Consider the following 23,472-nt stretch of genomic DNA (forward strand, 5'->3'; position numbering starts at 1 on the left):
GAATTAATGAATGCGTTTTAAGCCATGGTTGGTGACCTTGAAGAAGCCCGTTACCACGTGCTGGTGATAGACCTTTTCAGTCAGGACGGTAAAGGTTCGGTGGGTCTCGGGGATAGCCACGTAGTCAAAATGTTCGACGGCGGCCTTGAAGGCCTTGGGCGTCATCATGAAATTCTCCTGACCCACCGCTCGGTCCGTGAAGAAGTAATAGCGCCCCACGTAACCGGCGTAGTAGTCATCGACATCGACCTTTTCGGGATCGACGATGAGGACCTTCTCGTGATTCAAATGATTCCAAGGCTTGGCGATCCGGCTCATTTGAAGGGGAAGGGTGTTATGATTCATTTTATTGGTGAAGTTGGTCCCGGTAATCTCGGAATACATCATGGTGATGGCGAAGAACCCAACGACCAGGGTGGCAATCTGATAAATATTCTTGGTGACCGCGCTCTTGAAGGACTGGGTATTTCGTTTTTGGAAGTTCTGTTCGAATTGCAAGCGATCGAGCACCCGGACGAGGGCAATGGCGCCCAGAAAGAGGTTGAGAATAACCATGCTCCCCATGTACCGCTCAAAACCGTCTAAGACGATGGCCTCGGCGTAGGGCATGGAGAGAATATACATGCCGAACAGACTACCATAGTAGGCGACAAATACGAGGTCTAACAACGCGGCCATTCCGAGCAAGTCATTGGGTTGGTGGGCCCGCAGACGGGCATAGATCCAGGTCCCAATTAAAACGACATTGATGAGAATGATTCCCTTAGTGGACAGCGAATTTAGGCTGAGAATTTGGCTGATAAACTTGTGGGCAATCTTCAGTAATTGTTGCTGACTTTCACCGCTTAGCTGTTGTGAATAGGCTTGCGTACTAATCTGGTGTTTGGAGAGGGTAAAGGTCTGCTTGACGTGCCAGTCCCACCACAGAAAGGGGAGCAGACCCACACCAAGCGTTACCGCAAATCGAAGCGGAACGGTCACTAGGCGACGATACCAGTGATACTTTTTATTCGTAATTAAGGTGTACAGGAAGTAGACGGCCATCATGACAACGAAGAAGGTCGCCGAATTCTTGACGAGCATGAGTGCCCCGATGAAAATGGCGGTATGGACGCACAGCAATGTGGATTTCTTCCGATAGACAAAGATACCGACAATCCCCGCCACCGCGATAATTGGTAAAACGTAATCCACGAGTAAGTTGTTTAATCGAATGGCTACGTTAAAGACGAATGAAATGGCGAGCGTAAAGCACAAAGCAAAGCTGGTCAGGGCCCGTGAACGGTCCCGCAATCCGGCGAAGATGGCGTAGCTGGCGGCCCAAATCAGGATGAACTGCCCCACCAACATCGTGCCATCGCTAAAACCGGTCCAGTGGACAAACTGTGTAATGTAGAGGGCCGTGGCTGGCGGATAAGAGGTGAAAGAAATTAATTTATCTGCGGCCCCCGGCAAGTGACCCGTGAACGTCATAAACTTAACCATCACGGCCCAGTGAGAAAAGTTGTCGTAGTGGACCAGCGGACTCTTTAGTAAGGTTTGTCCCATGGCAATTCCGAGGCCGACCATCCAGAAGTCAAAGAGGTGAATCCCTTCGAACTGTAGGCGGCCCTTGTGCCAGAAGCTCAGGATAAACCAGACGATGAGTAAGGCTATCCCAAAGTAAGTCACCACTTGAATTCCCAGGTTGAGTAGGCCCACCATGGCAAAGACGTAGAGCATTAGGATCTGAACTAACATCGCGGTGATCCATGCGAGGTAGGGACTGACGCCCAAGCGCCGGAGGGTTCCGTTGTAACCTAGTAATCCCAAGAGATAGATAAAAAATCCAATCCAACCGTTCATGACAGCGACTCCTTTTAAAAGCGATTAAAGCGCCGACTCAAGTTACGTTCGTAGGTTCGGGCGCGTACGATTAAATTCATATAAAGTTCGTCAAATGGTGTGACCCAAGTATCCTGAACCTTTGGCAAAGTTCTATTCGCACCATCGTAAATTAACTGAAGGTAGTGATCGCGATTCTCGTCGGGCGCCACTTGGACTTGCCCACTGTAGATCGTGGTCCCATCGCGCTGACTGATCCGGGCAATCTTTCCGGATAACTGGATATCGAATTCACCGTGTTTAACGGTTAAGTTGACGTCGACGCCCTCCGCAATATCGTCGACATCGTCATCGGTGGTGAAGGCCACACCGCCCTCGGAAACATCTTCGGTAGTCATGGCGTGCCATTCACCATCGGCACTGCGCACCTGCCCCGGAACCTTGCGGATGAAACGCTCATTCTTACGATAGACGGGACGTCCCAATGAAATAAACAGACACATACTCAAGTTGATAAAGTGCATGAGTAACCAGAAGGTGATGACACTTCCAACTAAGATTTCAGAACCGTACTTGCCGTAGTTAAACTTGATGATGGCGACCACGGTGATGGTCCAGAGAATGAGGTAAGGCAAAATGTACAGCTTATCCTTGATGGAATAAGTGACGTTCTTCGAGGTGACCTTGAATTTCTTGGCCTTGATGCCCAAAGTTTCGAGAATCACCGGAATGAAGAGGTAGGGAGCGAAGAAAGTTTCTTGAACTTCCCCCCAACGTTCGTTGCGGATTTTGGCGTTGTCACCCATCCCCGAGGTATCACCCATCACGTAATGTAGCAGGAAATAGCCGGGGGCCCACACGACCATGAGAATCCAGAAATTGGCGTTAACCACTTGGATTTTAAACAGCGCATAGAGGATCGGGACAATCATATAAATCATTCGGCGGAAAAAGGCCCACCAATAAAAGTAGGTATTGATTAAGATGATGCGATTCATTAAGGATAGGTGCGGGTTGGTAAAGATATGCAGGTTCCGGCAACTTTGCATAACGCCCCGCGCCCAACGCGTCCGCTGCTTGATGACCCCCTTCATATCGATGGGAGTGATGCCGCTAGACTGTGGGACCTTAGTGGCCAGGCTAATGTAACCGGCCATGTTTAGCATGGTCCCCAGCTCAAAGTCTTCGGTAATCGTATCGGTTGGAAAGCCGCCGACTTCATCGACCGCCTTGCGTAGAAAGACCGCGTTAGAGCCGGTAAACAGCGCGCGCTTATTTCCCCCGTTCAAGACGTTAATGTCCCGTGAGAAGAAGTCTTGTTCGTTAGGGATGATTTTTTCGGAAAAGAGGTTGAACTGAAAAATATCCGCGTTATAGAAGCTCTGCGGCGTTTGGACGAATCCCAGGGGTTCGGTGTGGTCCGGGTCGTCAATCAACTGTTGAAAGTTCTCGGTAAATAGCGGTACCGTGTTGCGGAGAAAACCGGAGAAGGGAATCATGTCCGTATCAAAGATGACAAATAGAGGGGAGTGCAACTTGGCTAAGGTGTGATTAATGTTCCCAGACTTGGCCTGCTTGTTGCCTTCCATGCCGGAGTAACCAACGTGATAGTGTTCGGCCAGAGCTTTAACTTCCGGCCGATTACCATCGTCGGCAATCACCACGTGAACTTTACTTTTATCTGGATAGTCGATGTAGGTTGCCGCGTTGACCGTTTTACGCAGGAGGTCGACTTCCTCATTGTGCGTGACGATGATGAGGTCAACGTCCGGTAGCGGTTGTGTGGTGCTATAGTCCGGCATCTCAAGGTTCCACTTCTTCTTGGTGGATAACATCCGGAAGAAGATGAGAATGAAGCCGGTCGTGTTCGACAGGATCTCGCTAATCACCAGGAGCAATGCAAAAATCAACACGAATATATTGGCGTGCCAAGGAATCGTGAAGAAAATTCGCCACAATAAATAAATGACGGATAGGAGAATTGCTAAAAAGTAAAGAAACCGGCGGCGATTAGACATGTTGAGGACCTTCTTTAAAGATAAAATCACGTTGAATGTGATAGCTAATCATGAAGAGTATAAAGTCAACGATCATCTTGGCCAATGTCGGCATGAACTGGCCATCCGTGGCGGGTAATAGGGTGGTGAGGATATCGGTGAAAAAGGCGGAGGCCAACATTTGGGCGATGAATAGGCAGCCGTATTTGAAAAGTGTCTGGTGCCCGGCGCGGTTGAACACCACCTGATGGTTAATGGAGTAATTCACAACCGAGGACAAGACCCGCGAGATGACGGTTGCCACCAGAATACTGTTTAGGATGTGGTTACCGATGAAGAACAGGACAAGATAAAACAGACTAATATCAACTAAGAATGAAATTAGCCCACTAGCTGCAAATTTTAAAAAGCGGGAATAGATGGCGATTGAGTCGCGAATAACTCGAAAATGAGAAGAAGCATTTCCCTCTAAGTAGATGGTTGGAATCGGTTGCTCAATAATTTTAATGCCATATTTTTTGGCTTGGAGGAGCATATCGAATTCAAATTCAAAGCGATCGCCGGGAAAGCTGATGAGGGTGGTCGTGTACGCGGTCGGAATAACCCGCAGCCCAGTCTGGGTGTCCGAGATGTTTTGCCGCGTTAGTAAGCGAACCAAGCCGCTGGTTAAGAGGTTACCGAATTGACTTCTAAAGGGGATGTCATTGGTAAAGTGACGGACCCCAATGACCAATTGTTGCGGATTCTTTGTAAACATCGTGAGACAGCTTTGGAGGGCGTCAACGGTGTGCTGGCCGTCCGAATCCATCGTGGCAATACCAGCGACGTCCGGCAGGTGGTCCCTAAAATAAGCAAAGGCGGTCTTTAAAGCGGCGCCCTTACCGCGATTGTGAAGATGATGTAGAATGACCAGTTCGGGATAGTGTTGACTTAATTGCTGGAAAATTGGCTGATGATCGGTATCACTACCGTCATCTACAATGACAATTTTTTTAATGAGTGGGTGTAGTGCCGATGTGGTGGTCATCTGATGAATTAAGGTCATCAGTTTATCATCGGGATTAAGTGCCGGAATAGTGACGCCAATGCTTAACATAAGTGTTTCCCCGTTTCGTTTTCAAAGCCAAGACTAATCGTTGATGGTTAATTGGTTTTATTATTAATCTTAATACTATTTATTAGTGAACAATATATACGTGAAAGTGTAGTATATCAGGCATATAGACGTTGGTAAATGCTCAAAAAGGGCGAAGGGCCGAGCGGTGTTGTAGATGTATACGAAGGTGGTTTTGGTGGATCAGATTGCGCACGAAGAGCTAGGTTAGGTGGACTTACTAACAGATAATTTCATTATAAACCTAGGGCGAATGAACAACCAGCTGAATTTGTTCATGCAATAATTATTATGAGGTTAACTAAATGTCAGGTGCGATTCCGGTGATTTCGGAATAATTAAATGAGTGTCGTCGACCTGACGGATTGCGCCCAGATTGGGTGAGGTGGGAGGTCTAAAGAAAGACGGATGAAAGCGGTATCTAAAGGGCGCTGGCAGCCGTTTTTTTAAGCGTCAATTCAGTATAAAATCAAGCGATGCAAATAGACATCAATTCTTAATTCAAGTACAATGTATGTATTCAATCAAAAATGGGGTCGAGTATGTTGTCAGGAACGTTTATTAGTTTTGAAGGGCCCGATGGTGCTGGCAAAACCAGTGCTCTCGCGACCATTACCGCGAAAATTCAGCCCGTGTTAGGCGATCGGTTGACGATTACGCGGGAACCGGGGGGCAACCCGATTTCCGAGAGCATTCGGGCCATCATTTTAGACCGGGCCAATACGGCCATGGACTACCGCACCGAGGCCTTACTGTACGCCGCGGCCCGGCGACAACACCTGGCGGAGACCATCTTACCCGCGCTAGCCGCGGATCAGCTGGTCTTGTGCGACCGGTACGTGGACAGCTCCATTGCTTACCAGGGCGCCGGCCGGCAGATTGGTGAGGACGCCGTGGCGCAGATGAACACCTTTGCCACGGACGGCCTCTTACCGGAATTGACGGTGTATTTCGACGTTCCCGCCGAGGTGGGGTTACGCCGGATTCAGGCTCACCGGCAGCCCGACCAAGTCGACCGGTTAGACGTTGAGCAGACGGCCTTTCACGACCGGGTGCGCGCGGCCTACCTTCGACTCCAGCAGGCCCATCCGGAACGGATTAAATTAATCGATGCCACGCAGTCACCGGAACAAGTGGTGACTGAAGCCCTGGCGTTAATCAAACAAGTCGCAGCCCGTTATTTTTAATCGGCACTTAAGGGAGGAACAGCAATGAAATTACTAATCGCGATCGTCCAGGATAAGGACGCCAACCGGTTAAGCAATGAGTTTATCGATCAGAATATCCGCGCCACGCGGTTGTCCACGACCGGTGGCTTCTTGAAGTCCGGAAACACCACGTTTATGATTGGGGTGGAAGAAGCACGGGTCGACGAGGTCCTGCAGATGATCAAGGAAGCCAGTCACACCCGGCAACAGTTCATGACGCCTCCCGTTAATTTGGACGCGCAACTGGACAATACCTCTTCCTATCCGGTCGAGGTTCAGGTCGGCGGGGCCACGGTCTTTGTCTTGCCCGTCGATCAATTTCACCAGTTTTAGGAGGGCCGCATGACCGAAGAATCCCTGGTGGCCACAACCCAGCGCTTGCAGCCACAGTTACTAAGTCATTTTATGAATCTCATCCAGTCGCAACGCTTGGCGCACGCCTACCTCTTTAACGGCGCGGACGGCACCGGTCGCCAGCAGTTGGCTCAGGTCATCGCGATGCGGCTTTTTTGCCAAAATGTGACGGCTGACGGCTTGCCCTGTGGTCAGTGCTCGGAGTGTCGGCGCATTATGGCCGGCGACCATCCCGACGTGGTGACGGTGATTCCCGATGGGCAGCGCATCAAGGTCGACCAGGTCCGGTATCTGAAGTCCGAATTCACCAAGAGTGCCGTCGAGGGCAATCAAAAGATCTTCATCGTCGATCAGGTGGAACGGATGACCACGGGGGCCGCTAACAGCCTCCTGAAGTTCATCGAAGAACCGGTGGGCAACACCGTGGCCCTCCTCCTGACGGCCAATAAAAATCTGATCTTACCCACGATTCTCTCCCGGACCCAGATCGTCGATTTCCTGCGGGTGGCGCCCAGTGCCTTGGCGGACGCGTTGGCGGCGGCCGACATTGTGCCGAGTCAACGCCACCTGTTGGCCACGCTCACCGAGAGTGTGCAAGCGGCCAAGGCGTTGACGGCCGATGACTGGCTCAAAAACGCCCAGACCAGCGTGGGTCAGTGGTTCACGGCGGCCTGTGCCGGGGACGAGCGGGCCTTTGTCCGCGTCCAAACGGAACTACTGCCGCTGGGAACCAACCGCGATCTGCAGGGGACGTTGCTCGATATGGTCGTCCAGGTCTGGCACGACGTCTTGCGGCAGCAGAATGCCACGGTGCCGAGCGAACAGCTGGCCTTTCCCCAGGTCGCCAAGGTCAGCGGCGAGATGGCCCAACGGCTGAGCATTGACCGGCTGGTGGCTATCATGACCCTGACGCTAGAGACCCGCAGTCAATTAGCCGGCAATATGAATTTTCAAGGCATCTTGGAAGCCTTAACGTTACAGATTTTAGCGCGAATTGCGCGCTGATCAGTCAGCATTGGAGGGGTGGCAACTTGGAAAAACAGGAAGTATACGACCAATTTAAGCAGCTCGAGAGCCAATTACAAGAAGTGCTCGCCCAATTCACTGACTTACAAGGCGAGATGACCCAAGTATTTGAGCAGAATGCCGAATTGGAAATCGAGAATCAACATCTCCGGGACCTGCTGCGGGAACTGCAACGCAACCTTCCCGAAGACCCGGAGACGCCGCAGGGCTTGTCCAAGTCCCGGCAAATTTTGGAAAAATTGTACGAAGAGGGCTTTCACGTCTGTCGCGAATTCTACGGAACGCGACGCAAGCAGGACGAGGAGTGTGCCTTTTGTCTAGAAGTTATCTATCGCGATCAGTAGGAGGTCCGCACCATTCATGGAACGTCAACGAAGTTTTCAAGCCGCAGACAGCGGTCACTTGTACCTGGTGCCCACACCGATTGGTAATCTCGATGACATGACCTTTCGCGCCGTTCAGACGCTTAAGGATGCCGACCTGATTGCGGCCGAAGATACCCGGAATACGCAGAAATTACTCAATCACTTTGAAATCACGACCAAACAAATTAGCTTTCACGAGCACAACACCCAGGAGCGGATTCCCCAATTAGTGGCGAAGCTCCAGCAGGGACTGCAGATTGCTCAGGTGAGCGATGCGGGGATGCCGTCCATCTCGGACCCCGGCCACGAGTTGGTCAACGCCTGCATCGCCGCCCACATTCCGGTCGTGCCCTTACCCGGGGCCAACGCGGGCTTAACTGCCCTGATTGCCTCCGGTTTGGCGCCGCAGCCGTTTTACTTCTACGGCTTTCTGGACCGCAAGCCCAAGGACCAACGCGCCGAGATTGACGAATTGGCCCAACGCCCGGAGACACTGATCTTCTATGAGGCGCCGCATCGGTTGAAGAAGACGCTGAAGAATCTAGCCGAGGGGATGGGGGCCGATCGTCCGGCCGTCCTATGTCGTGAACTGACTAAACGCTACGAGGAATTTCTTCGCGGTAGCCTAAGCGACTTAGCCGAATGGGCGGCTACGGATACCGTTCGTGGCGAATTCGTCGTGCTCGTGGGCGGCAATCCGCATCCCACAACGACCGCCACGACCGCCGTTGACTTGAGCGAACCGATTGAGACGCAGGTCGACCGTCTGATTGCGGCCGGCGACAAGCCCAACGCGGCCATTAAGGAGGTCGCTAATCTCCGCGGCCTAAAGAAACAAGATGTTTATCGAACCTACCACCATTTAGATGAGGAGTGACCCGAGTGGCCCCAAACGAATTTAGTGAATCCCACCGGGTCGTCTACTATGAAGCCGACGATACCGGTCATCTCACCTTAGCCATGCTGATTAACCTGTTCGTCCTGGTCTCGGAAGACCAAAATGCTGCCTCGAAACTGACGCCAGCGTACATTCATAGTCTGGGCGTGGGCTGGGTGGTCACCCAATATCATTTGGACGTGACGCGCTTGCCGAAGATTGATGACACCGTGACGTTTAAGACGCGGGCGACGGCGTTTAACCGCTACTTCGCCTACCGGGAATACTGGCTATTCGATGCCAACGGCGAGCAACTGGCGTACGGCGAGGGTATCTGGGTCACCATGAGTTACGCCACCCGGAAGATTGCCACGATTCCGGCGGCCATCATGGCCCCGTACGGCACGGAGCCGGTCAAACGATTGCCACGCCTGCCCCGCCCGGAACGGGTGGCGGCCACGGCGACCAGCCGGCTAAAGCCTTACACGGTGCGGTACTTCGACATCGATGAGAATGGGCACGTGAACAACGCCCACTACTTCGAGTGGATGCTGGACACGCTACCGGCCGATTGGTTGCGGCAGCATCAGGTCGTGGATGTTCGGATTCGCTTTGAGAACGAAGTGAAGTATGGTCATCAGGTGACCAGCGAGGTCGTGCACAGCGCGACCGAGACGACTCAGCACACGGTCAAGATTGGCGCAACGACGGCGGTCCTAGCCACGATCACGTGGCAAGCCCGGGATTAGCTAGTCCCAGCAGTTTTGATGGGGACGGGTCCGACTTACCGTTCGCCAGGTTTGGTCAGCTGTTCTGAGATAACATTTGGCGAACTCACGGCAACGGGAGATGTGACCAATTAACCGTGATTGAAGCGACTGCCTTGGTGATGTTGGCGTCAATTTTATGGCTTTAACGTGGGTAACCGGAGGCAGTCAGGGATGGAGGCAGCCGTGACAGCGGTGTTAGCTGACGTTTTGGGTCAGCTTACAGCGCGGGACGTGTTTGGAGACTGACGGATCTTGTCAGGCTTCAAACCGAGCCGGAGGACCGTTCCTCAGGCCGCAGGCGGTCCCCACAGCGCCGGAATCTCTGACAGACGCAGGTGGCGTTAATGGTGAATAGAATGGCGTCAACTTTCGTTAGCTGAGTAGGAGTCGCTATGCTTAAGGCTCAATCTTCGGTTAAAAAATGATTATTTTTGATAAAGACAGGCAGAGAAGATGTTGCCAGTCGTTCTTTGTGGTAATATAGGACACTGATATGAACAGTACACGAAGAAAAGTAAGTAACCGGGTACCGGGAAAAGCGGTGGGCCGTTAACCAGCCGCCGCTTTTGCCATCTCCTGGTACCGGCTGTGGTCACCATATAGATGAAGGGGAACCCAAGCAAATATGAAGATTTTAGCAATTGATACATCGAACCGGCCGCTCAGCGTTGCCGTCTTGGATGACGAAACGGTCTTGGCGGCCATTACGGTCACGGTTCATCAGAAACACGCGGAATATCTACTGCCGGAGATCGAACGACTCCTGGCAATGGCCGACCTCAAGCCGACCGACCTGGATCGGGTCGTGGTTGCGGCCGGTCCCGGTTCTTACACCGGTATTCGAATCGCCGTTACCACGGCTAAAACGTTGGCCGCAACCTTGGACATTGACCTGGTGGCCGTGTCCAGTCTGGCAACGCTGGCCGCAAACATTCCGGTCGAGGGTGCCCTGGTGGCCCCGTTGTTTGATGCCCGGAATCAAAACGTCTTTGCCGGCTTGTATCGGATTAAGAATGGCGTGCCAACCGTAGAGATTGCGGATGCGCACACCAACGTGACGGCTTTCTTAACGGCTGTGGGTGAATACGGCGAGCCCGTGTGGTTCCTAGGCGATGCTGCACACTTCAGTGAGTTAATTGGGACGACGGTTTCAGCGGCCACGCCGGCGGTCAGCCCGTGGTTGAACCTCCCCCAAGTCGCGACGATTGGTTTGTTAGGTCAGAAGATGACGCCGGTCAGTGACGTTGATCGCTTCGTGCCGAACTATTTGCGGTTGACACAGGCGGAAGCTGAATGGCGGGCGAAGAACCCAGAAGAGGATACCGGATCATATGTTGAAAAAATTTAAAAGTTGGTATAAAAATATATTTGGTAGTCGGCGAGAAGTCGTTCGCGAGGAAACCATGGATGTCAAGAACCATCGCGTGGCGATTCGCGATGTGACTTATTTTGTGGCCAAAGCCCTGTTCACCGATATTCCAGAAATGATTGAGATTGAACGTGCCGTGTACGCCGGGCAGGCCCCGTGGGATTCGACGGCCTTCGCCAACGAATTACGGCGAGAAAAGGACCGGTTATACCTGGTTATCCGCAAGAACGACAAGCTATTGGCGTTTATCGGGAGTACTTTCGATGAACGGACGCGCGATGCCCATATCACGAATATTGCGGTTCTGCCGGAATATCAGGGGAAGGGCCTCGGTCGTTTCCTACTGGGAATCATGATTAAAAAGGCCCAGAAGCTGAACTACAAGACGGTGAGCCTCGAGGTGCGGGTCTCCAACAAGAACGCCCAACGGCTCTACCGGGATCTGCAGTTTGAGCAGACCGGGATTAAGCGCGGCTACTATTTCGGCGACCATGAAGACGCAGTCGATATGGAATTGTTCCTGAATGAAAATGAGGACGAGGCCGAAGACGGCGTGGAACCGGAAACGCGAGAACAGAATTAGAAGATAATTGGCGGGCTGGCAAGTGGCCACCCGCTTTTTGCGTGAAAACGACGCGGAAAAGCAGAAAGAGGAGTGAGTCCAACGGAAAAGCGAAATTTGATTTTAGCGTTTGAGTCAAGTTGTGACGAGACGAGTGTCGCGGTCATTGAGGACGGGCATAAGATCTTGTCCAATATTGTGGCGACCCAGATCAAGAGTCATCAACGGTTCGGTGGCGTGGTGCCCGAAGTGGCCAGTCGTCACCACATTGAAGAAGTGACCCTGTGCATCAAGGATGCGTTGGCCGAGGCCCAGGTCGGTTACGATGACTTGGATGCCGTTGCGGTGACGTACGGTCCGGGGTTAGTCGGGGCCTTATTAATCGGGGTGACGGCGGCCAAGACGGTGGCTTTTGCCCACAATCTGCCGTTGATCCCCGTGAACCACATGGCCGGCCACATCTACGCGGCCCGCTACGTGGAACCCATCGAATTTCCGGCGTTAGCCCTGTTGGTTTCTGGGGGACACACGGAGTTGGTTTACATGCCCGCCGAGAATCAATTTGAAATCATTGGCGAGACCCGCGACGATGCCGCCGGTGAGGCCTACGACAAGGTTGGCCGGGTGATGGGCGTCAACTATCCCGCCGGTAAGACGGTCGACGAGTGGGCCCACCAGGGGCAAGATACCTTTAACTTCCCGCGGGCCATGGAAAGGGACGATAACTTCGACTTTAGCTTTAGCGGGTTGAAGAGTGCCTTCATTAACACGACCCACCACGCTGACCAGATTGGCGAGACCCTAAGCAAGCAGGACTTGGCGGCGAGTTTCCAACAGGCCGTCGTCGATGTTTTGGCCGAAAAGGCGCAGCGCGCGTTGGCCGACTACCCGGTTAAGCAGTTAATCTTGGCCGGTGGGGTGGCCGCCAACCGGGGACTGCGCGAACGGTTGGAACGCGACCTCAAGCGTAATCCCACCACGCATCTGGTCAAGGCACCGTTGAAGTTGTGTGGCGATAACGCCGCCATGATCGGCGCCTTTGCCTACGTGGCCTTCAAGCACGGGGTGTTTGCCGATGCTACGTTGAACGCTGATCCAAGTCTGGAATTTGACTGGGCGGCGGATTCGGCGAAGTAAGGCGTGCCGGTTGTCTGGCTTTAGTAGGCGCATATCAGGGTTCATCCGAATTTTAGCTAAAATAAAAGGTGGTTTCATCCCGAGTTGAGGTGAAGCCATCTTTTTTGATAAATTTTTAGTTGTGGTCACCTACCGGCATATTGTATTGGGGCTGGTAAGTTTTCTATTCCAGCCTGTCCAAGATGCCGGTGGCCAAGTTAGCGTAGCTGATAGAACGAGACTGCTTTGATAGATTAATGATTTTAACGATTTAATAACTGATTTGTGATAAGACGAAATTGTCGGTTCTAAAAACCTCGCCAGCGGTCGCACTAACCTTTTGGTGCGCATCACTGGCAATCAAGCGGTCGAAACTAGCCTGATCGGCGACGTCGATTACCATGCTGACGGTGTCAGCGCTACCAGCCCAGCCCAACGATCGGCCAACCGTCAGGGACTGAATTTCTGGAACCGTGTCTTTCATAGCTTTCATATTTTGAATGGCTTGTTCGACGTTGGCATCTGCCACGCCGGGCTTAATCGTTGCAATAAAAATGTGTTTGATCATGATTGATTCCTCCAAGTTTAGGGTTAGTCGTTAAGCATTGCCATTAGTTTAAACGAAAAGCGATTAAGTTTAAAATGCTTAATTTCTTAGATTAGTTATTTGTATTTTGTATATCTATGCTAAAATATGGCTAAATAAACCGTGAAGGATGTGAGGATAAATGGATATCCGGGTGCTCAATTACTTTTTAATTACGGCGCGTGAGGAAAATGTGACGCGGGCGGCGGCTTTGCTCCATATGACCCAACCGACCTTGTCGCGACAATTAAAGGGATTAGAGGCTGAGCTACAAGTCGACTTGTTTCGCCGGAGCAATCATAGTATTTATCTAACGCGGGAAGGCTTGCTCTTTCGCCGGCGGGCCCAGGATATGGTGAATATTCTAGAACGGGCGCGAGACGAGCTACAAGAAAAGCAGGAACTTGCGGGAACGATTGCCATTGGCTGTAGTGAACTTCATAGTATGGCGGAAGTCGCGAAATTAATTGATGCGTTTCAGGAGCAGCATCCCCAAGTCAAATTTAACTTGAGAAGCGGTAATAATGACGACATTAAAGGTTGGATTGAACAGGGCGTTTTAGATTTGGGGTTACTCATCGAACCGGTCGAAATTGGTAAATATGACTTTGTTCGTCTGGAGAGCCAAGAAGAGTGGGGAATCTTAGCGCATCAGGACTCAAAATTTGCGAATTATGATGCCATTCGTCCGGGCGATCTGGTTGGTACTCGCGTCATCACGATTGCCGATCGGGTGGTTCAAAATGAACTCGTCAGCTGGTCGGGAGATTACGCAGTCAAGATGCGGAACAAGGCCCGTTACAATCTGCTTTATAGTGCGGCGATGTTGGCGCAACAAAATCACGGGGTCGTGATTTGTTTAAAGCTCAATCAGACCTTCGACCACTTAACTTTTGTACCATTAGAGCCGGCACTAAAATTAGATTCGGTATTAGCCTGGCGAGGTCAGCAGCCCCATTCGGCGGCGACAAAAGCGTTTATTGAATTTGTCCGCCAAGAAAAAAACTAAAGGTTACTGGAGAGTGGGGCAGACGTGCAAGTGCTACTGAACTCAGAGCCAAGCTCAAAAAGGGGACCATCCAAGAAATTATGCAATTTCTTGGATGGTCCCCTTTTTATGCGAGTTGGGAGTTTTGTCTCGGCCCACTTTTTAGATATTCAAGATATGTATTTCTAATCAGACAGAATAAGCATTTAACATATCTAAAAAATCGCGATACACTACAGTCATCGATTAGCAAGGGCATCACCACTGATGGTTTTACTAAGCGAGAAAATTTTGAGCAATTGGTTGTTCAGGAGAAAGCGGTGAGATTAGTGAACCAAGATGATGTACAGGCTAAGTATCATTTTCCCAGTCAACTTTTATCGGATTACGAGTCGTGGCGAGTGAAGCAGTTTGCAGGTCGGCTCACGCCGGCAACTTATACGCTGGCTGATATCGAAGCGTTGCGGTTGATGCTCCGGCTACAACAAATTGGATTTTCTTCAAATGAAATTGAAGATTTTTTGGCGCTTAATCTGCAGAAACAAGGGCCACCTGTCAAGCTGATTGCGATGCTGGCCCAGCATCGGCAAGAACGGTTAGCCGCGATTCACCAATACGAGCGACAGATTGCTGGGATTGACTATTTAAGATTTCAACTGACCGAAAATCACTAAAGGAGATTGTTAAAATGGAATTTACTACTTTAAATAATGGGATCAAAATGCCTAAGTTAGGCTTGGGCGTCTTTCGGGTAACGGATTTAGCCGAAGCCGAAGAGGCGGTTTATCAAGCCATTAAGTTGGGCTACCGGTTGATTGATACGGCCGCTGCGTATGGCAATGAACAAGCGGTTGGGCGTGCCATCAAGCGTAGTGGGGTTGACCGGTCGGAACTCTTCGTGACATCAAAGCTGTGGCTGACCGACAACTCCTATGAGGGGGCCCAACGAGGTCTTGAACGGTCTTTGACTAATTTAGGGTTGGATTACTTAGATTTGTATTTAATCCATCAACCGGTAAGCGATTATTATGGTGCTTGGCACTACTTGAGTGAAGCCTATCGTGCCGGCAAGGTTCGGGCCATTGGGGTCGACAATTTCACCCAGCAAAAACTAGTTGATCTCATTAATTTCACGGACGTTAAGCCAGCCGTGAACATGATTGAAGCCAACGTCTTTAACCAACGTGAGGCGGACCAACAAGCCATGATTGATTATGATGTTCAAATGGAAGCCTGGGCACCGTTTTCTTCGGGTAATCATCAGGTGTTTGAATTACCAGAGTTAAAGGAAATTGCGCAAGCTCACGGTAAATCGACGGCCCAAGTGATTCTTCGCTGGTTGATGCAACGTGACATCGTTGCCATTCCCAAGAGCGTTCACGTTAACCGGCTGAAGGAAAATCTGGCTATCTTTGATTTCGAGTTACGCGACGATGAAATGGCTAAAATCGCGACATTGAATACGGGCAACGGGTTCAACATGCCAGAAGATGCCAAGGATTTTCAAGCCATGTTAGACATGTCAAAGCAATTTTCAGTAGAATAGGAGCAAATAATGATGGATATGACTTCAACTTATACGTTAAATAATGGGTACAAGGTCCCCGTAGTCGGTTTCGGCACGATTATTCCGGACGGCCAAGAGACTGTGACGGCGGTTAAAAAGGCAATTAAAAACGGGTATCGGCTGATCGATACGGCTGAAATCTACGGCAATGAAGTGAGTGTGGGTCAGGGGATTCATGAGGCAATGGCCGAAAACAACCTCAAACGAGAAGATATTTTGGTTAGTACGAAAGCCTGGCACAGTCATCGGGGCTATCAGCAGACGCTACAGGCCTTCAATGCGTCGTTGGACAAGTTAGGGTTGGACTATGTTGATATTTACCTCATTCACTGGCCAGCCAATGCCAAGTGGCATGACGATTGGCGCGAACTAAACGCTGATACTTGGCGTGCCTTGGAAGAGTTGTATCGTGCTGGTAAGATCAAAGCCATTGGTGTTTCTAACTTTTTGGCGCATCATCTGAAGGCATTGGTCGAGGATAGTGAGATTAAGCCCATGCTGAATCAAATCGAGTATCACCCTGGCTTTGCCCAGACGGCAGCGGCCGAGTACGCCCAATCCCAAGATATTCAGGTCGAAGCCTGGAGTCCCTTTGGCGGACCGGACAGCAACGTCTTACAGGACGCGACGGTTAACCAGATTGCCCAAAAATATGGCAAGCAACCGTCACAAGTGATTTTGCGGTGGCTGATCCAAAAGGACATTATCCCTTTGACCAAGTCGACCAGTGATGCGCATATGCAGGCGAACTTGGATGATTTCGATTTTGCGTTGACATCGGCTGAGATGCAAGCCATCGACGAAGCCCCGTACAGTGGCGGATTCCAATTTGATCCGGACACGGCCAAATCATAAGGGCTCAGGCGACAGAAACTAGGGGCACAGTGGTACAGTAGACCTAAGAAAACTGGATGTTAGGAGATCATTGAATGGATGTCTATCAAGCTTTAAATGAACGTCACGCAACGCGTTGGTTTACAGATCAACAAATTCCCAAGGCTACGCTGGAGAAGATTATTTCTGCGGCGGAAGAGGTCCCGTCTTGGGTGAACTCGCAGCCTTATCAGGTCCACGTGGTCACGGGTGAGACACTGCAAAGCATTCGCCAAGAGCACCAACACCTGGGGGATGTCGGCGAACATGGTCATTCCGATTTACCCGTAATGGCGCGGTCGGCTTGGTCCGCGCAAGCACAGGATAATATGCAGGCGTGGTCCGATGGCATTGCCCAGTCGGTTGGCCCAGATTGGCAAAAGATTATGGGAGATGCCGCGGGTAAACTCTATAATGCCCAGGCCATCGTCTACCTGACGTTACCTGAAGGCTACTCGGAGTGGTCCCTATACGACCTGGGGGCATTTGGCATGGCGCTGATGTTAGCGGCTAAGGATGCCGGGATTGATTCCATGCCCGCCTATCAGTTTGTCAGTTTTCCAGAGGAAGTTCGGCACAATATTCAGCTGGAAAATGGCGAGAAGCTCATCATGGGGATTGGTTTAGGATATCGTGATGCGGAGGCGGCGGTTAATCGAATTACGTCTACGCGGTTACCGATCGATCAGATGACGACGTTTCATGACTAGCCGACTAAATGGCGCTTATACCAGTAGATAGAAAAAACTGTCAGCCGATTTATTCGGACTGGCAGTTTTTGCGTTGAACGAACGCGCTACTTATTTCTCAGATACCTCACCCCGTGGATGATGGATTCCACCAAAAATAGGGAAAATGTGAGAATTAAGTAGGCGAAACCTAGGACCTCAAGAAGAAGAACGGGTAGCGATTCGGGCAGGAAAGCTAAGATGAGTTGGAGCGGGATCACTAGTATCGGCCCCGCGCCAAAGAATAACCGTCTAAACCACTTGGAATAATTCTTAAATAGACCGTTTGTTTTCGCGAAACCATCTTGGTAATACTGCTTAAATAACTGCTTCATTAAAAGACATCTCCCCGTGTCACGCGTATTCTCGGCGTAATTCGAGGATACACGCTGAATTAAAATGCGAATGTTTCTCCCCTGAAACCATTTATAATTATAGACGTTGTCGGTCATTGAGACAAGGTACTTGATGAAAGTTCGAGTAATCGCTGAGTCTTGTGCAAGTCGGGGATTCGAATGAATTAAAAAATCAGCGCCGACCCTTAAATCATTAGGGGTTCGACACTGATTTTATGAATAAACGGGTTAACGCTTGTCCTTTAATTTTAGAGAGTCGAAACCATCTCGGCCTTAATCCGCAAAGTCTTCCAGTTCCAGGCTCTTCTCCGTCCACGCATCCTCCGTTTCGCTGAGTTGCGTGGTGACGGCGGTGAGTTGGGCCTGTAGGTCGGCTAGTTTGCCAGCATCGTTGAAGTTGGCCTCTTGGCTCATTTCGGTTTCTACGGCCGTCTTTTGTTTTTCCAATTCGCCCATCTGGTCCTCAAGCGCCGTGACCTGGCGGCTGAGCTTTCGTTTAGCCTTGGCTTGGTCCTTTTGCGCTTGATAGTCAACCTGGGTCTGCTTGGGGGCGACAACAGTGGGGTGGGCTTCTTCGGCCTCGGCGGCTTCCTTGGCCGCGTAGGCATCCTGCTCGGCCTTCTTGGAAACGTAGTAGTCGTAGTTCCCCAGGTACCGCGTGGTGCCCTCGGGACTGAGCTCGACGACCTGCGTGGCGACTTGGTTGATGAAGTACCGGTCGTGGGAAACGAAGAGAATGGTCCCGTCGAATTCATTGAGCGCGGTCTCCAAGACCTCCCGGCTGTCGATGTCCAAGTGGTTCGTGGGTTCATCGAGCATGAGGAAGTTGTCGTGTTGCATGGCCAGCTTCGTCAACAATAACCGGGCCCGTTCGCCCCCGCTCAGGCTGTGGACGCTCTTGTCCACGTCGGCCCCGGTAAACAGGAAGCTACCGAGGATTGAGCGGATATCGCCCTCGGGTGTGGTGGGGTGGTCGTCCCACAACTCGTGCAGGACGGATTTCTTGTCGTGTAGCGTGGCCTGGTCCTGGTCGTAGTAACCGGTATCGACGCCGGTGCCAAAGATAATCTGGCCCTGAATGGCGGGAATCCGACCCAGAATGGTTTTCAGGAGGGTGGATTTTCCAATCCCATTGGGGCCGACGATGGCCACGGCCTGGTGTTTCTTGATGTCCAGGTTGACCGGTGCGGCCAGAATCTGGCCGTCGTAACCCACGGCGCCGTTGACCACGTCGAGGACCACGTTACCGCTCTGACGCTTGGGCCGGAAGCTAAAACGCGCGGCCTTTTCGTCGCCCTCGGGTCGGTCGATGCGGTCCATCTTTTCCAACTGTTTTCGCCGGGCCTGAGCACGTTTGGTGGTGGAGGCCCGGACGATGTTCTTGTTCACAAAGTCTTCCAGCTTGCTGATCTCGGCCTGTTGTTTGTCGTATTCTTTCCAGGCTAAGCGCAGGCGCTCGGCCTTGTCCGCGATGTAGTGGGAGTAATTTCCCGGGTAATGGTCGAGTCCGCCGTGGGCCATGTCGTAGACGTCGTTGACCACGTGATCGAGGAAGTACCGGTCGTGGGAAACGACCAGGATGGCGCCGGGATAGCCTTGCAAATAGCCTTCCAACCAGGTCAACGTTTCCACGTCCAGGTGATTGGTCGGTTCGTCCAGAATCAGGAGATCGGGACGTTCCAGCAGGAGCTTGGCCAGAGCGAGTTGCGTGCGTTGGCCCCCAGATAACTCGTTAATCGGCTTATCATAGTAGCTTTCGTCGAACTCGAAGCCGTGGAGCACGCCCCGAATCTCGGCCTGATAGCCGTAACCATTCTGATCGCTGAAGTCTTGCTGTAATTGGTCATAGCTTGCACTGATTTGATCAAACTTTTCCTGATCGGCGATGATTGCGGGGTCACTCATCTGTTGTTCGAGCTCGTGCATCCGTTTTTCCATGGCGATGAGCTTGGCAAAGACGCTGAGCATTTCGTTCCAAACGGTCTTGGTCGAGGCCAGACCGGCATTCTGAGCTTGATACCCCATGGTCAGCCCACGCTTAGTGGTAATCTGACCGACATCGGGCGCCGTTTCACCGGCAATCATTTTTAATAGGGTAGATTTACCCGCGCCGTTGCGGCCGACGAGGGCCACGCGACCGTGTTCGGGCACGTCCATGCTGACGTTTTCGAAGAGGACACTGGCGCCGAAACGCCGCGTAACCTGCTGAACTTGTAAAAGAATCACGGTAAACCAACCTCCTTTGTTGTGATGGCTTAAAAGTGAAGGGACGTTACTTTTAGGTTATTTCAATTGCCGACTGTCGTGAAAAAGGACATCCCACAATTTGTTTAGTTTATTGATTAAATTTATCGGACCCATCGCGGCAATTCTGGCCGCATTAACGGGAGCAACCGCCGGTGAGTAATTCCAGCGAGGGCCGGCGTTGCCGACTCTGCCGGCTCGCGTGATTGTCCAATCACTATTTTAGCATATTCTATCGGAAGACCGAAATAACCAAATAAATTGTGAAAAAAACTTGCAAATTCTTTCACAAGATGAACGGTTATGCTATAATCTATAAGAAAGTTGATTTCACAATCCAGACAATTATTTAAATATGAGGCTATCGCTTGTGAACGGTAGCCGGTTTCTTTTAGGAGGTCTCGTTTTTGACAGAACAAAAAATTCCGCGGGCGACAGCCAAACGCTTGCCGATCTATTATCGCTATCTCAATATTTTGCTAGACGCCGATAAGACCCGGGTGTCTTCGACCGAATTGTCCGAAGCCGTTAAGGTTGATTCCGCAACAATTCGGCGGGACTTCTCATACTTTGGCGCCCTGGGTAAACGGGGTTATGGGTATGACGTTGAGAGCTTAATCAAGTTCTTTAAGAAGATTTTGAACCAGGACCGCCTGACCAGCGTCGCCCTGATCGGGGTCGGGAATTTAGGACATGCGCTCCTGAACTTTAATTTCCACCAAGACAGTAACGTCCGTATCAGTGCGGCCTTTGACGTGAAGCAAGAGATTGCCAACACGATTCAAAGTGGGGTGCCCATCTATCCGATGACGGATCTACGGACACAATTGGAAGAACAGCAGATTGAAGTGGCCATCTTGACCGTTCCCTCACAAGTGGCCCAAGAGGTTACCGATGAGGCCGTGTCTGGCGGGGTCAAAGGGATCTTAAACTTCACGCCGCTGCGAATCACGGTGCCCAAGGGCGTTCGCGTTCAGAATGTGGACTTGACCAACGAACTCCAGACGTTGATTTACTTCCTGGAACACTACAATAATTTAAGTTAACGTTTGAATCGTAATCCTCCGGGGTTGCGATTTTTTTTGGCCCCAAGTTGGGGGCGGGGTGGTTGCCTGATTATTCACCTCAATGAGCTGGAAAGCCTGGAACTCTAGGCGATGTGCCGGTGGCGGGGGTGGGACCGTGAATTTGTTTGTCAAATTCCTTGATTTTTATAGGGAAAAACCATATATTAGATATTGTTGATTAGCACTTATGTTAGTCAAGTGCTAATAGTGCTAAAAGTAAGTTTATTGGAGGGATTCAAGTGTTAAAACCATTAGGAGACCGCGTCATTTTGGATCAACCAGAAGAAGAAGAAACCACGGTTGGCGGCATTGTGCTCGCAAGTAACGCTCAAGAAAAGCCACAAACGGCAAACGTTGTTGCTGTCGGTGATGGCCGTGTGTTAGACAATGGCGAAAAGGTAGCCCCAACTGTTAAGGTTGGCGACAAGGTATTGTTTGATAAGTATGCCGGGACTGAAGTTAAGTACCAAGACACCACTTACCTTGTTTTACACGAAAAGGACTTAGTCGCTATCGTTGACTAAGCTTTTCCCACTAAGAAGACTATCCAAATAATTCAAAAATTTTAGTATGAGGTGAATGAATAAAATGGCTAAAGAATTGAAATTTTCTGAAGACGCCCGTAGCAAGATGCTTGCCGGTGTTGATAAGTTAGCTGATACGGTGAAGACCACCCTGGGACCTAAGGGACGTAACGTTGTTTTGGAACAAAGCTACGGCAACCCAACCATCACGAATGATGGGGTAACGATCGCGAAGTCCATCGAACTTGACGACCACTTCGAAAACATGGGAGCTAAGTTGGTTTCTGAAGTTGCTTCTAAGACCAACGATATCGCCGGTGATGGGACCACCACTGCTACGGTATTGACGCAAGCCATCGTTAACGAAGGCATGAAGAACGTCACGGCCGGTGCCAACCCTGTCGGCATCCGTCGTGGGATTGAAAAGGCAACGAAGGCCGCCGTTGATGGTTTACACAAGATGTCACATGACGTCAAGACCAAGGACGACATCGCCCAAATCGCTTCTATTTCATCAGCTAGCGAAGAAACCGGTAAGTTAATTGCCGATGCCATGGAAAAGGTTGGTAACGATGGGGTTATCACCATTGAAGAATCCCGTGGTGTTGACACCAGCTTGGACGTGGTTGAAGGGATGCAATTCGACCGTGGCTACATGTCACAATACATGGTTACCGACAACGACAAGATGGAAGCCAACTTGGACAACCCTTACATCTTGATTACCGACAAAAAGATTGCCAACATCCAAGATATCTTACCATTACTGCAATCCGTTGTTGAACAAAGCCGTTCATTGTTGATCATCGCCGATGACATTACCGGTGAAGCTTTGCCAACGTTGGTTCTGAACAAGATGCGTGGGACCTTCAACGTGGTTGCTGTTAAGGCACCTGGCTTTGGTGACCGTCGGAAGGCAACCTTGCAAGACATCGCGGTTCTGACTGGTGGGACGGTCATCACTGATGACTTGGGTCTTAACTTGAAGGACACCACGATTGATCAATTAGGTCAAGCCCAAAAGGTTAACGTGACTAAGGACAACACCACTGTGGTTGAAGGTGCTGGTGCCAAGGATCAAATCGCTAACCGGGTTGCTGAAATCAAGGGCCAAATCGAAGAAACGACTTCTGACTTCGACCGTGACAAGTTGAAGGAACGTTTGGCTAAGTTAGCCGGCGGGGTTGCCGTTGTTCGGGTCGGTGCCGCAACCGAAACTGAATTGAAAGAACGGAAGTACCGCATTGAAGATGCCTTGAACGCAACGCGTGCCGCTGTTGAAGAAGGCTTCGTTGCTGGTGGTGGAACTGCTTTGATCAACGTGATCAAGGACGTTGCCGCTGTCAAGGCAGAAGGCGACGAACAGACCGGGGTTAACATCGTTCTCCGTGCCCTGGAAGAACCCGTTCGTCAAATCGCTGAAAACGCTGGTGTTGAAGGCTCCGTTGTCGTTGAACACCTGAAGGGTGAAAAGGAAGGCATCGGTTACAACGCCGCTGACGGCCAATACGAAGACATGGTTAAGGCCGGTATCACCGACCCAACTAAGGTTACCCGTTCTGCTCTGCAAAACGCCGCATCCGTATCCGCTCTGTTGTTGACGACCGAAGCCGTTGTGGCTGACAAGCCTGAAGACAACCCAGCACCCGCTGCACCTGCTAACCCTGCAGGCATGGGCGGCATGATGTAAAAACTGAATCGCTAGCTTGCTAGTGGATTAAAAAAGCCAATCGGTGCGCCGATTGGCTTTTTTGTGGTTGCACCTAGTTGGCTAAATATGGCCGTCAGACAAGTCGTTTTGAGCACGGGTCTCTTCACCTGGGAGCACGGGAGAAGGCCCACTACGACCGCCTAGGGATGGTTAAACGGCCATGTGCTTCGGCCAGGCTATGCTGGTCCTTGGGGAGCACCTGGGCAGAGCGGTGACCAGTCGGTAGCGGCATAAAATTTATCAACG

The 23,472-nt window shown here is 51.0% G+C and carries 22 protein-coding genes; 17 read left to right on the plus strand and 5 right to left on the minus strand.

The genetic code is table 11. The annotated features are described in order from the left end of the window. Positions 1-3: 3 nt before the first annotated feature. The 3 genes from V8I28_RS07285 to V8I28_RS07295 are packed head-to-tail and all read right to left on the minus strand — an operon-like array spanning position 4 to position 4,917. Positions 4-1,845 (minus strand): ABC transporter permease, encoded by a 1,842-nt coding sequence (locus V8I28_RS07285; RefSeq protein WP_341779464.1) that lies wholly within the window; start codon positions 1,843-1,845, stop codon positions 4-6. 14 nt (positions 1,846-1,859) lie between these two features. Next, positions 1,860-3,842 (minus strand): glycosyltransferase family 2 protein, encoded by a 1,983-nt coding sequence (locus V8I28_RS07290; protein ID WP_341779465.1) that lies wholly within the window; start codon positions 3,840-3,842, stop codon positions 1,860-1,862. Further along, on the minus strand, positions 3,835-4,917 hold the full coding sequence (locus V8I28_RS07295) for a bifunctional glycosyltransferase family 2/GtrA family protein (RefSeq protein ID WP_341779466.1): 1,083 nt from the start codon (positions 4,915-4,917) through the stop codon (positions 3,835-3,837). The genes V8I28_RS07290 and V8I28_RS07295 overlap by 8 nt, the downstream gene beginning before the upstream one ends. Positions 4,918-5,477: 560 nt before the next feature. Between V8I28_RS07295 and tmk the strand changes: the two genes are divergently transcribed. The 9 genes from tmk (at position 5,478) to tsaD (ending at position 12,603) form a co-directional block, all read left to right on the plus strand. Next, positions 5,478-6,122, plus strand: coding sequence for a dTMP kinase (tmk, locus tag V8I28_RS07300; protein WP_341779467.1), 645 nt, complete (start codon positions 5,478-5,480; stop codon positions 6,120-6,122). Positions 6,123-6,146: 24 nt separating this feature from the next. After that, positions 6,147-6,476, plus strand: a complete 330-nt coding sequence (locus tag V8I28_RS07305) for a cyclic-di-AMP receptor (RefSeq protein ID WP_341779468.1) — start codon at positions 6,147-6,149, stop codon at positions 6,474-6,476. Between the two features lie 9 nt (positions 6,477-6,485). Next, positions 6,486-7,502: a DNA polymerase III subunit delta' gene (gene holB / locus V8I28_RS07310; protein ID WP_341779469.1), complete on the plus strand. Its 1,017-nt coding sequence runs from the start codon at positions 6,486-6,488 to the stop codon at positions 7,500-7,502. Positions 7,503-7,528: 26 nt separating this feature from the next. After that, positions 7,529-7,867, plus strand: coding sequence for a DNA replication initiation control protein YabA (locus V8I28_RS07315; RefSeq protein ID WP_233669644.1), 339 nt, complete (start codon positions 7,529-7,531; stop codon positions 7,865-7,867). 16 nt (positions 7,868-7,883) lie between these two features. After that, positions 7,884-8,765, plus strand: a complete 882-nt coding sequence (gene rsmI, locus V8I28_RS07320) for a 16S rRNA (cytidine(1402)-2'-O)-methyltransferase (protein ID WP_341779470.1) — start codon at positions 7,884-7,886, stop codon at positions 8,763-8,765. A 5-nt stretch (positions 8,766-8,770) separates the two neighbouring features. After that, the gene (locus V8I28_RS07325) at positions 8,771-9,514 is read left to right on the plus strand and encodes an acyl-[acyl-carrier-protein] thioesterase (protein ID WP_341779471.1); all 744 of its coding nucleotides are present in this window, start codon (positions 8,771-8,773) and stop codon (positions 9,512-9,514) included. A gap of 646 nt (positions 9,515-10,160) precedes the next feature. After that, complete coding sequence (tsaB, locus tag V8I28_RS07330; RefSeq protein ID WP_341779472.1) at positions 10,161-10,883, plus strand: tRNA (adenosine(37)-N6)-threonylcarbamoyltransferase complex dimerization subunit type 1 TsaB; 723 nt, start codon at positions 10,161-10,163, stop codon at positions 10,881-10,883. Further along, entirely contained in the window at positions 10,867-11,487 is a 621-nt protein-coding gene (gene rimI, locus V8I28_RS07335) for a ribosomal protein S18-alanine N-acetyltransferase (protein ID WP_341779473.1), read from the plus strand. Before tsaB ends, rimI begins: the two co-directional genes overlap by 17 nt. A 72-nt stretch (positions 11,488-11,559) precedes the next feature. Continuing rightward, positions 11,560-12,603, plus strand: coding sequence for a tRNA (adenosine(37)-N6)-threonylcarbamoyltransferase complex transferase subunit TsaD (gene tsaD, locus V8I28_RS07340; protein ID WP_341779474.1), 1,044 nt, complete (start codon positions 11,560-11,562; stop codon positions 12,601-12,603). 250 nt (positions 12,604-12,853) lie between these two features. On the opposite strand, the gene V8I28_RS07345 is transcribed toward tsaD, so the two are convergent. Then, positions 12,854-13,150 carry a Dabb family protein gene (locus tag V8I28_RS07345; protein ID WP_341779475.1) on the minus strand — a complete coding sequence of 99 codons (297 nt, stop codon included), beginning with the start codon at positions 13,148-13,150 and terminating at the stop codon, positions 12,854-12,856. A 160-nt stretch (positions 13,151-13,310) separates the two neighbouring features. On the opposite strand from V8I28_RS07345, the gene V8I28_RS07350 reads away from it, so the two are divergent. The 5 genes from V8I28_RS07350 to V8I28_RS07370 all read left to right on the plus strand — a co-directional run bounded on the left by V8I28_RS07350 (position 13,311) and on the right by V8I28_RS07370 (position 17,306). Then, the gene (locus V8I28_RS07350) at positions 13,311-14,177 is read left to right on the plus strand and encodes a LysR family transcriptional regulator (RefSeq protein ID WP_341779476.1); all 867 of its coding nucleotides are present in this window, start codon (positions 13,311-13,313) and stop codon (positions 14,175-14,177) included. Positions 14,178-14,557: 380 nt separating this feature from the next. Then, positions 14,558-14,830 carry a MerR family DNA-binding protein gene (locus V8I28_RS07355; protein ID WP_341779477.1) on the plus strand — a complete coding sequence of 91 codons (273 nt, stop codon included), beginning with the start codon at positions 14,558-14,560 and terminating at the stop codon, positions 14,828-14,830. Positions 14,831-14,844: 14 nt separating this feature from the next. Next, the gene (locus V8I28_RS07360; RefSeq protein WP_341779478.1) at positions 14,845-15,702 is read left to right on the plus strand and encodes an aldo/keto reductase; all 858 of its coding nucleotides are present in this window, start codon (positions 14,845-14,847) and stop codon (positions 15,700-15,702) included. A gap of 12 nt (positions 15,703-15,714) precedes the next feature. Further along, positions 15,715-16,578 carry an aldo/keto reductase gene (locus V8I28_RS07365; protein WP_341779479.1) on the plus strand — a complete coding sequence of 288 codons (864 nt, stop codon included), beginning with the start codon at positions 15,715-15,717 and terminating at the stop codon, positions 16,576-16,578. A gap of 74 nt (positions 16,579-16,652) precedes the next feature. After that, on the plus strand, positions 16,653-17,306 hold the full coding sequence (locus V8I28_RS07370; RefSeq protein WP_341779480.1) for a nitroreductase: 654 nt from the start codon (positions 16,653-16,655) through the stop codon (positions 17,304-17,306). A 647-nt stretch (positions 17,307-17,953) separates the two neighbouring features. Here V8I28_RS07370 and V8I28_RS07375 read toward each other — a convergent pair. Beyond that, the gene (locus V8I28_RS07375; protein ID WP_341779481.1) at positions 17,954-19,906 is read right to left on the minus strand and encodes an ABC-F family ATP-binding cassette domain-containing protein; all 1,953 of its coding nucleotides are present in this window, start codon (positions 19,904-19,906) and stop codon (positions 17,954-17,956) included. Between the two features lie 425 nt (positions 19,907-20,331). Here V8I28_RS07375 and V8I28_RS07380 point away from each other — a divergent pair, with 425 nt between their 5' ends. From V8I28_RS07380 to groL, 3 genes are all read left to right on the plus strand, one after another. Then, the gene (locus V8I28_RS07380) at positions 20,332-20,970 is read left to right on the plus strand and encodes a redox-sensing transcriptional repressor Rex (RefSeq protein ID WP_020088177.1); all 639 of its coding nucleotides are present in this window, start codon (positions 20,332-20,334) and stop codon (positions 20,968-20,970) included. A gap of 260 nt (positions 20,971-21,230) precedes the next feature. Next, positions 21,231-21,515: a co-chaperone GroES gene (gene groES, locus V8I28_RS07385; protein ID WP_341779482.1), complete on the plus strand. Its 285-nt coding sequence runs from the start codon at positions 21,231-21,233 to the stop codon at positions 21,513-21,515. Positions 21,516-21,579: 64 nt separating this feature from the next. Next, a complete protein-coding gene (groL, locus tag V8I28_RS07390) occupies positions 21,580-23,205 on the plus strand; it encodes a chaperonin GroEL (protein WP_341779483.1) in 1,626 nt (541 codons plus the stop codon). The last annotated feature ends 267 nt before the right edge of the window (positions 23,206-23,472 follow it).

It is taken from the genome of Levilactobacillus sp. HBUAS70063, from assembly GCF_038374745.1.
GTDB lineage: Bacteria > Bacillota > Bacilli > Lactobacillales > Lactobacillaceae > Levilactobacillus.

Excerpts from the sequence above, each read along its gene's own strand:
- V8I28_RS07285 (WP_341779464.1), bottom strand. The coding sequence starts at position 1,845 with ATGAACGGTTGGATTGGATTTTTTATCTATCTCTTGGGATTACTAGGT.
- V8I28_RS07290 (WP_341779465.1), bottom strand. The coding sequence starts at position 3,842 with ATGTCTAATCGCCGCCGGTTTCTTTACTTTTTAGCAATTCTCCTATCC.
- V8I28_RS07295 (WP_341779466.1), bottom strand. The coding sequence starts at position 4,917 with ATGTTAAGCATTGGCGTCACTATTCCGGCACTTAATCCCGATGATAAA.
- tmk (WP_341779467.1), top strand. The coding sequence starts at position 5,478 with ATGTTGTCAGGAACGTTTATTAGTTTTGAAGGGCCCGATGGTGCTGGC.
- V8I28_RS07305 (WP_341779468.1), top strand. The coding sequence starts at position 6,147 with ATGAAATTACTAATCGCGATCGTCCAGGATAAGGACGCCAACCGGTTA.
- holB (WP_341779469.1), top strand. The coding sequence starts at position 6,486 with ATGACCGAAGAATCCCTGGTGGCCACAACCCAGCGCTTGCAGCCACAG.
- rsmI (WP_341779470.1), top strand. The coding sequence starts at position 7,884 with ATGGAACGTCAACGAAGTTTTCAAGCCGCAGACAGCGGTCACTTGTAC.
- tsaB (WP_341779472.1), top strand. The coding sequence starts at position 10,161 with ATGAAGATTTTAGCAATTGATACATCGAACCGGCCGCTCAGCGTTGCC.
- rimI (WP_341779473.1), top strand. The coding sequence starts at position 10,867 with ATGTTGAAAAAATTTAAAAGTTGGTATAAAAATATATTTGGTAGTCGG.
- V8I28_RS07345 (WP_341779475.1), bottom strand. The coding sequence starts at position 13,150 with ATGATCAAACACATTTTTATTGCAACGATTAAGCCCGGCGTGGCAGAT.
- V8I28_RS07350 (WP_341779476.1), top strand. The coding sequence starts at position 13,311 with ATGGATATCCGGGTGCTCAATTACTTTTTAATTACGGCGCGTGAGGAA.
- V8I28_RS07360 (WP_341779478.1), top strand. The coding sequence starts at position 14,845 with ATGGAATTTACTACTTTAAATAATGGGATCAAAATGCCTAAGTTAGGC.
- V8I28_RS07365 (WP_341779479.1), top strand. The coding sequence starts at position 15,715 with ATGGATATGACTTCAACTTATACGTTAAATAATGGGTACAAGGTCCCC.
- V8I28_RS07370 (WP_341779480.1), top strand. The coding sequence starts at position 16,653 with ATGGATGTCTATCAAGCTTTAAATGAACGTCACGCAACGCGTTGGTTT.
- groL (WP_341779483.1), top strand. The coding sequence starts at position 21,580 with ATGGCTAAAGAATTGAAATTTTCTGAAGACGCCCGTAGCAAGATGCTT.